Annotated in this window: 8 protein-coding genes; all 8 read left to right on the top strand. The window is 61.0% G+C overall.

Translation table 11 applies throughout. The features are described 5' to 3' along the window. Window positions 1–110 precede the first annotated feature (110 nt). Window positions 111–701 (top strand): hypothetical protein, encoded by a 591-nt coding sequence (locus G7Y51_RS06855; protein WP_165175871.1) that lies wholly within the window; start codon window positions 111–113, stop codon window positions 699–701. Beyond that, window positions 698–2,518: an ATP-dependent helicase gene (locus G7Y51_RS06850; RefSeq protein WP_165175869.1), complete on the top strand. Its 1,821-nt coding sequence runs from the start codon at window positions 698–700 to the stop codon at window positions 2,516–2,518. The genes G7Y51_RS06855 and G7Y51_RS06850 overlap by 4 nt, the downstream gene beginning before the upstream one ends. Continuing rightward, the gene (locus G7Y51_RS06845) at window positions 2,508–3,677 is read left to right on the top strand and encodes a hypothetical protein (RefSeq protein WP_165175867.1); all 1,170 of its coding nucleotides are present in this window, start codon (window positions 2,508–2,510) and stop codon (window positions 3,675–3,677) included. The genes G7Y51_RS06850 and G7Y51_RS06845 overlap by 11 nt, the downstream gene beginning before the upstream one ends. 178 nt (window positions 3,678–3,855) lie before the next feature. Continuing rightward, on the top strand, window positions 3,856–4,053 hold the full coding sequence (locus G7Y51_RS06840; RefSeq protein ID WP_165175865.1) for a hypothetical protein: 198 nt from the start codon (window positions 3,856–3,858) through the stop codon (window positions 4,051–4,053). Between the two features lie 82 nt (window positions 4,054–4,135). Further along, the gene (locus tag G7Y51_RS06835; protein WP_165073225.1) at window positions 4,136–4,300 is read left to right on the top strand and encodes a hypothetical protein; all 165 of its coding nucleotides are present in this window, start codon (window positions 4,136–4,138) and stop codon (window positions 4,298–4,300) included. 12 nt (window positions 4,301–4,312) lie between these two features. Next, window positions 4,313–5,149: a DUF5131 family protein gene (locus tag G7Y51_RS06830; RefSeq protein WP_165175863.1), complete on the top strand. Its 837-nt coding sequence runs from the start codon at window positions 4,313–4,315 to the stop codon at window positions 5,147–5,149. An 84-nt stretch (window positions 5,150–5,233) separates the two neighbouring features. Further along, window positions 5,234–5,533, top strand: coding sequence for a hypothetical protein (locus G7Y51_RS06825; protein ID WP_165175861.1), 300 nt, complete (start codon window positions 5,234–5,236; stop codon window positions 5,531–5,533). Further along, entirely contained in the window at window positions 5,530–5,991 is a 462-nt protein-coding gene (locus G7Y51_RS06820) for a hypothetical protein (protein ID WP_165175858.1), read from the top strand. The genes G7Y51_RS06825 and G7Y51_RS06820 overlap by 4 nt, the downstream gene beginning before the upstream one ends. The last annotated feature ends 76 nt before the right edge of the window (window positions 5,992–6,067 follow it).

Genomic DNA, 6,067 nt, shown 5'->3' with positions numbered 1-6,067 from the left:
TCTTGAGCGCGTTTTGTCCGCGCTGGAGCGGGCCGGGTGTGAGGGATGCGCCGCGCGGATGGTGCTCAAGCGCGAAATCAAATTGCTTCGGACCGCACAGGAGGCCGTCAATGGATAGCGCACTGCAAATCATGGAACAGCGGGTTTCCGGACTTCGGGCACGGATGGACGCGTTGCGGGCCGACGAGCGCCTTTTCCAACGCGCGGCCGGCCTCAGGACGCAACTGGAAAAGGACCGCGCGGCGGTGTTGGAGCTGGCGTCCGCGCTGGAAGCGGAAAAGAAGACGCTGGACGACCTGCGCAACAAAAAGGCGGCGGCCATGCAGGCCACGGCCACGGCCATTGCGGAAAAAATGGGCCAGGTGCTGCCCCTCGGGCGCGCGGAATTTCGCGTTGACGATGAAGGCGCGGTATTTCTCGGCTGGGAAATTCCGGGCCACGGGGTTGTGCCCTGCGGGGGCCTCTCCGGCGGCCAGCGTGTGATGTTCGAGAGCGCGCTTGCCTATGCGCTGGCGCCGCAAGGGCAGAAAAACCCGCTCATCCTCATTGAGGGAGCGGAACTCGGCCAGGAAATCGGGCTACTGTTGGAGAGCGTGGCCACGTCCAATGTGGACACGCAGATTATCGCCTGCACCTGCCACGAACTGGCCTCCATCAGCGACGGGTGGACTGCGGCGCATGTTGTGGAGGCCGCCCGATGACTCACCCCGCACTGAACCAGGAACAACAGGCCGCCGTGCTGGCGCGGGAAAAAAATGTGCTGGTGCTGGCCGGGGCCGGAAGCGGCAAGACGCGGACGCTCATTGAGCGCGTAGCGTGGCTCATGGAACAGGGCGCGAGCGGCCATGAGATCGTTTGCGCCACGTTCACCCGCGCGGCGGCCGGGGAAATGCGGGCAAGGCTTGAGGCCCGCGTCGGCAGAGAGGCCCGTAAGGTCACGGTGTCCACCTTTCACGGCCTGGGTCTGGGCCTGCTGAAAAAATACGGCCATCACATCGGCCTGCGCTACGGCAATCTGACCGTGTACACGCCGCCGGAAACGGACACCCTGATCCGGCTCTGCGGCGAGCAGCTCGGCCTGTACGCCAGGGGCAAATGGAAGCACGGCAAAAAGGCCCTGGATGCCATGTTTGCCGCCTTGGAGCGGAGCGGAGAAAAAATCGGGACAGCGCACCCGTACTATCCCGTGTTACAGGCATTTGAGGCCGCCTGCCGTCAGAACAACGCCATGCCCTATTATGGGCTGATTCACGGGCTTGTGGAACTGGCTGAAGCCGGCAAGGTCAGAGAGTTCACCAACTGGAAATACCTGCTGGTGGATGAAGTCCAAGACCTTGATCCGATGCAGTGGCGTGCACTGAAAGCCATCACGGAACACACGGACGGCGCTGAATTGTACGCCGTGGGCGACCTTTCACAGTCCATTTACGGATTTCGCGGGGCTGTTCCTGCCCACCTGCAACATCTGATGGATGCCGGCGCGTTGACCGTCTACGAGCTGCGCAACAACTACCGCAGCGCCCCGGATATAGTATCCGCCGCAAACTGCCTGATCCGTCACAACACCAGCCACCGGGCGCTTGCCATGCGGGCCATGCGGGATGACGCGCCCCACGCTCTGGCAATCATTCCAAACGCGGACAGTTCCCGACTGGCCGATATTCTCGCCGCCCGGCATGAGTGGCCGCATCCTCCCGTTGTGCTGTGCCGGAACAACCGGATGCTGGACAGGCTCAGTGAGGAGCTGAGCGCCCGCGACGTGCCGCACAAGCGAATCGGCAGGCGCGCCGCGGCCCTGCACAGCCCGCTTTTCGTCAAGGCCAACGCAGCCTTGAAGTGCATCGTCAATCCCTTTGACGAAACCGCCTTCCTGCTGGCTCATGCGGGCCTCGGCCTGGATGCGGGCGCATACGCGAACATCCGCGTGCGGGCTGCGGAAGAAGGAAAATCCTGTTTTGAGGCGTACCGGGACGACCTGAACGCGGACATTCTGGAAGCTATGCCCTCGGCAAGCAGCACAGTGAAAGAGGCCCTCGACTGGTTTGGTTCGGGCGGATACCAGTTCGACCCGCTGGACGGGTACGGCCCGGAATACTGCCAGTGGCTGGAACTCTACGCCGCTCAATATCCCACCGCCACCATCACAGACTACCTCGACTGGCTGGCCCTGGTGGATGTGCAGGACGAAATGCCCGCCAGGGACGAAGAACCGTGCATCCTGCTCATGACCTGCCACGCCGCCAAGGGGCTGGAGTTCCCGTGTGTCATCATTGCGGGCTGCAATGAGGGCGTTCTGCCGGGCAGGCAGGCTCTCACCGCCGAAACGAAAGGCGACACGGCGGCCATCGAGGACGAGCGCCGCCTCATGTATGTGGCCGTCACCCGCGCCAAAGACCGCCTCATTCTGGCCGTCAGGCCGGAAAAGGAAGGTAAGGAAGGCGCCGGCGAACGTCCATCCCGGTTCATCGCGGAATCAGGCTTGAGCAACCAAAAACAGGAGCATCCCCATGTCCCATGACGATATGATCACCATCCACGCCGACATCCTGCAACTGACCAACTCCGCCGTACTGGTGAAATGCGAGGACGAGGACGTCTGGCTGCCGTTGTCCCAAATCGACTTCTGCGGCGAGCGCGGCGATACCAGTGTGCCCATCACGCTGCCCGCATGGCTGGCCGGGGAAAAAGGGCTTTCGGACGGGGACGGCAAGAGCCAACAGCCGGAGGCCGACGCCCCTGCCAGTGAAGCCGACCGCACCGTGGACATTATGCTGACCATCCTGGAAATCTCCGAGGACGGTGAAACCGCAACCGTCCAGCCCGAGGGCGGCGAGCCCTGCGAGATCAGCACGGCGGACTTCACGCACGACTGCACCGAACTCAACGAGGGCGACACCCTGCTTTGCCACGTCAACACGCTGGCCGCCATGTCCGCCGGCATTGTTGACCCCGACGCCCCCGCGAAAGCTGACAAGGGCGTGACCTGGCTCTGCAAGGACAAATACGAGCGGGCCTTCCCCTTGAGTGACGAGGAAAAGCTGGAGCTTGGCAACCGCATGGCCGAGGCGCAAAACCGGATTGACGAGATGGAGGACGAGCTTGCCGGCATCCGCAAGGACTTCAAGAGCAGGATCGAGCAGGAGCAGAAGAAGCTCTCCGATGCGGCCGAGAAGTTCCGTAGCGGGAAGTCCGAGCCGTGCAAGGTGGAATGTGACGTTCTCCAGGACTGGAACACAGAGGAGATCGTGTACGTCGCCTGCGAGGATGGTGTGGAGCTTTTCCGGCGCGCCATGACCTCGAAAGAACGGCAGCCCACGCTTTTCACGTCCGCGCCCGGCGGCTCCGCGCCCCTTGGCGAAGAGGCGTGGGGGCATACCTGCATTGACTGCGGGCGCCTGGCAGACAAGGAGGCCGGGCAGGCCGAGGAGTGCGCCACATGTTCGCAGGCCGTGGAGGGCGGTACGGACAACTGGACGCCCAGGCGCGAGTGCAAGACCTGCGCTCACAAGCACACCGCCGTCAACATGCCGCCCTGCAAGGGCTGCATCCACAATCCCGACTTTACCCCGAACACGGGAGAGGACGCGGACGATAATTGGCTTATGCCGGCCGACTTCGGCAACTCCAATGCCACAGAGGAAGCGGACGCCCAGGGCGTCGCAGAGGCCGCGCTGTGAGCGATGAATACTGGCCGGAGCATAAGGCGGCCGTCCGGCACAAGAAAAGTACGGGGCTATGGCCCGGCCAACGGCTTTGCATGGACTGTGGCCGGGCCTTTGACCCGCCAGAGCCGTGGCATTACCGCTGCCCGCGCTGCCACAGGCAGCACAAGGCGAAAAACGAGAGGCGCAAGCCATGAAGCAATACGACAACCCGGCGCGCCCGGAATGGAGGAGGAAGCGCAAGCCCAGGAATTTTGCGCGGATCTATTCCTCCTGCAAGGGGGAACGCCTCTCCGATGGTAAACCCAACCGCGAGTGCGCCAAGTGCGGCCTTGTTTCCAAAAAGGAGAAGTGCCCCGGCTGCGGATGCACGGTTTTCAAGAAGCTGTAAGGAACAAAGCGCGCAGGTATCCTGGCGGGTGTCGGTTCGACTCCGACCCGCGCCCCTGCTCTATAAAAAACACGAGGTAGATATGAGCGGAAATACAGCCGAGCCCAACTATGACATTGCTTGCACCGTCTGTGGGCAAAAGCCCACGGTGGACATTGTTGCCCTCAACGGCAGCATTGAACACACCGCGCTTTGCGGAGTGTGCTGCTTCGGGGAAGCGGACTGCGCCGACCCGGAAAATTGGTAAGGAGACGGTGAAATGAGTAACCCGATAGGTTGGTGCGACATCACAATTAATCCTTTGGTCGGATGCTCCAAGTGCAGCCCTGGCTGTGACCACTGCTATGCCGAGAAGTTCGCCGCAAGGCTGGCGCGCAACCCGAAAACGGCGGAGAAATACGCCGGAGTCGTGGACGAGCGCGGGAAGTGGACGGGCAGAATAAACTATGAAGGATGGGGCTGCCTGGATACGTTACCAAGGAGTCCAAAGCGCGTTTTTCTTGGCTCGATGACCGATATTTTCCATGAAAACTCCGAAGAGGCATTCGAGGACCTCGTTGACTACATGCAGTATGTGTGGCCGCAACATACCTTCCTGCTCCTGACAAAGCGACCCCAAATTGCGGAAAAACGCATAGAGGCTTTGCCGCTTCCTAAAAACGTATGGCTTGGGGTGACGGTCTGCAATCAGGCCGAGGCAGACGCAAAGCTGCCCATCCTGATGGAAATCAGAGCGCACAAGCGTTTTGTGAGCATTGAGCCCATGCTTGGGCCCATCGCATTGGACATCTCCGTCTGTGCGGAGTGCGGCTCATGGACAGGCCCGAAATACCCGCGCATTGGCACACCCTTTTGCGAGGATTGCGGTGCAGACCCCGTTACCACCAAGCCGGGCATTGATTGGATAATTTGCGGCGGCGAGACCGGCCCCGGCGCGCGGCCCATGCGCCCGGAATGGGTGCGGTGCCTGCGCGACCAGTGCCAGAACACAGGCGCCCCATTTTATTTCAAAGGCTGGGGCGGCACGAAAAAAGCCCCGGCCCTGCTGGACGGCAGGGAGTGGAGGGAGTTCCCCGCGCAGGAGGGGGAGAGATAGTTCAACCTGTCAGAAATTCTGACAGGTTCATGGGGGAGTTCCCGTAGACGTATGTATCTGATGCCACGCCGAAGGAGGAAAACGATGCCCAATGAAGAAAAACTGCCGCCGGACACAATGACGGTAATCATTCGTGACGATTCGCCCATGATATTTTGCGGCGATGGCCCGTCATACCGGAGCGTCAGAGTGAAACTGACGGAGAAACAGCGGAAAGCGCTGGCCCTCCGCTGCACCGGCAACAGTAGCGGGACAGATATATGGGAGGATATTAGCCGCGTAATAATTGAATCTCCGCGAGACCACGAAGAAATACCGCGCCTGCGGGATGAACTCAGATACCTGAAAGAGGATGTTCCAGGAATGGCGAGGGAGGAAGAATGACCACGACTGACCGCACCACCGAGGCCCTGCTTGCCCGCCGGGCGCTCGCTGAGAATGCGACGCCGGGAAAGTGGATAACCACCGGGATCAACTCTGTGAATGGCGGTTATTGTAATCGTCTCATCTACCCGGATGAGAATTCACATTTTCTGGTAGTCTCTATGAGCAGCATCAGCAACCCCAAGTGCGCCGAAGACGCCGACCACATCTCTGCCAACTCCCCGGACGTGGTCATGGCTGACATTGATGAAATCCTGCGCCTGCGGACGGAATTGGCCCGCTTGGAAAAAGAGGCCGACTGGCTGGCGATGGTGCTGGCCAATGCCTGTTCGGGCATACCGTTATCGGAATACATCGAAGAGGATGTCAATGGCATGTCCCCGCCTGCCCCCGAACATTGGCGCGAAGCGGCCCGCAAGGCCATGGAGAAGATGAATATCCGCAGGCTTGAACCATAACCCCCGTGAGGTGGTAAGATGCAAGATAAAAAAATTCTGACACTTCCGACAGAAGGCTTTGCCCGCCCCGCCCAGG

Origin of the sequence: Desulfovibrio sp. ZJ369 (assembly GCF_011039085.1) — a bacterium.
In the GTDB taxonomy this organism is placed as follows: Bacteria; Desulfobacterota; Desulfovibrionia; order Desulfovibrionales; family Desulfovibrionaceae; genus Desulfovibrio.
Note: the sequence above shows the minus strand (reverse complement) of the source record. Positions and strands in the feature narration are given on the sequence as shown.

Excerpts from the sequence above, each read along its gene's own strand:
- G7Y51_RS06830 (WP_165175863.1), top strand. The coding sequence starts at position 4,313 with ATGAGTAACCCGATAGGTTGGTGCGACATCACAATTAATCCTTTGGTC.
- G7Y51_RS06845 (WP_165175867.1), top strand. The coding sequence starts at position 2,508 with ATGTCCCATGACGATATGATCACCATCCACGCCGACATCCTGCAACTG.
- G7Y51_RS06855 (WP_165175871.1), top strand. The coding sequence starts at position 111 with ATGGATAGCGCACTGCAAATCATGGAACAGCGGGTTTCCGGACTTCGG.
- G7Y51_RS06825 (WP_165175861.1), top strand. The coding sequence starts at position 5,234 with ATGCCCAATGAAGAAAAACTGCCGCCGGACACAATGACGGTAATCATT.
- G7Y51_RS06820 (WP_165175858.1), top strand. The coding sequence starts at position 5,530 with ATGACCACGACTGACCGCACCACCGAGGCCCTGCTTGCCCGCCGGGCG.
- G7Y51_RS06840 (WP_165175865.1), top strand. The coding sequence starts at position 3,856 with ATGAAGCAATACGACAACCCGGCGCGCCCGGAATGGAGGAGGAAGCGC.
- G7Y51_RS06850 (WP_165175869.1), top strand. The coding sequence starts at position 698 with ATGACTCACCCCGCACTGAACCAGGAACAACAGGCCGCCGTGCTGGCG.
- G7Y51_RS06835 (WP_165073225.1), top strand. The coding sequence starts at position 4,136 with ATGAGCGGAAATACAGCCGAGCCCAACTATGACATTGCTTGCACCGTC.